Here is a 1,763-nt window from a genome sequence, read left to right as displayed (position 1 = left end):
GGCAACATCGCTTTTATATCATTGCGTAAAAAGCGATCATCAATGAGCTCGATAATGCCTCGGTCTGTGGGGCTGCGGATTAAGCGGCCAGCCGCTTGTATTACTTTTTGCATACCCGGGTAGAGATAGGTATAGCGATAGCCGTCGCCGTATCTCGCCTCAAGACGACTCCTCAGAACTTCATGTAATTCATCGTGGGGCGGCAGCCCCAGGGTAGCGACAAAAACGCCAATGAGCTGTTCGCCGGGTAGGTCGATGCCTTCTGAAAAGACGCCGCCCAAGACTGCAAATCCAACACTGGGGGCACCGTCGCTAATCTCCGAAATGAATTGTTCCCGAGCGATGGGGGCCATGCCAGCTGTCTGACGAATAAGGCGAATATCGGGAAAAGTGGTTTTCACGTATTCATAAAGCGCATTGAGGTATTCAAAGCTACTGAGATAAACGAGGTAGTTGCCGGGCCTGTTCTGAAACTGCTCTGCTATTCGCATACTAATCGGTTCAAGTGAGGCGCGCCGGTTGTCGCGCCGAGTGCTGATGTCGGTGACCAAGCGAAGGTCGATCTGATCCCGTTGAAAGGGGCTTTCAATATCTTTAAATACGGTTGTTTCCGGCATCCCCAATAGGTCTAAGTGATAGCGATCTGGAGCGAGGGTGGCGGAGAATAAAATCGCGCTACTGGCGTCGCTAAAGCGCTGCTTTAAATGGTCGGCGGGTATTAAATTATCGATTTTAAGTTTGGCACTGCCGCGCAGCAGGCTGCCGGCAATCGGCGAGACGGTAAACTCCAAGGTGCAGAGCGAGTGGTCGCCAAAGGCGTCGGCCAGGCGCAAAAAGCCCAGTGCGGTAAACAGCACATGTTGAATGTCAGCCGCAGCGGGGTGGTCGCTCAGGTAGTCAGTAATGGCGGCGATCAGGCCATATAGGGCGGTGTTTAATTCGTCGGGTACCTCATCTAAAAAGTAGCGATGCTCTAAATCTTGTGCGCTGATGTCGGTCAGATAGGGTTTGGTCAATGATTGCCAAGCATCTTCAAGGTCGGCGAGGGGCTGCTTTAGGGGCGCCGGTGCTTTGTTTATGGTGTAGAGCATTTCCGCCTCACTTAGCACAATACTGTACATGCTTCGCGCCCGATCAATGAGGTTGTGGGCTTCATCTACTAGCGGGGCAACTTTCCATTCATTCTGTTTCGTTAGCCCGTAGAGTATGGCGAATTGATCAAAGTAGTGATTAACATCGCCAACCACTATATCGGACCAGCGGGCCATTTCTTGGGCGAGAAAATAGCGGCAAATATTGTGGTTACGCGCAATGCTGCGCAGCGCACTTTGATCTAAAAAACGCTGTTGAATGGCCTCTTCACGGGCGCCCGCCAGCCGGTCGAAGAAACCGTTGGCCAAGGGGCAGGAGTCGCCGTGGCAAGCATTATCCGGGTAGTCGCAGGCCGCTTCGCGGGACGACAGTTCCAATACCCGTATTGGCGTTGGCTCAGCTTGCCCGCTACTGATTGTTTTTAAGCCCTCGAGGCCAAGTTTGCGGCCGGTATTGCGGCAGCTTAAAAAAAATAGGCGATCTAGGCCTGTTTTCGGCATCGCTTTCATTGCCGGAAACAGCACACCAACGGTTTTGCCGATACCGGTTGGCGCCTGTAGCAATAATGGCACATTGGAGGCCACCGCTTTGTAAACGTTGCTGGCGAGCTCGTGCTGACCGGTACGGAAATCAGGGTGGGGAAAGCTTAGCTCGGCGAGGGCAAGGTCTCG

General features: G+C 53.1%; 1 protein-coding gene. It reads right to left on the bottom strand.

Annotation, left to right across the window (positions count from 1 at the left end):
• The coding region (locus tag ABYT30_RS18925; protein ID WP_373098091.1) for an ATP-dependent DNA helicase at positions 1 to 1,763 on the bottom strand (1,763 nt) is incomplete at both ends.

The organism is Zhongshania sp., assembly GCF_041623545.1.
Taxonomy (GTDB): domain Bacteria; phylum Pseudomonadota; class Gammaproteobacteria; order Pseudomonadales; family Spongiibacteraceae; genus Spongiibacter.
This window is presented reverse-complemented; position numbering and strand designations above follow the sequence as displayed.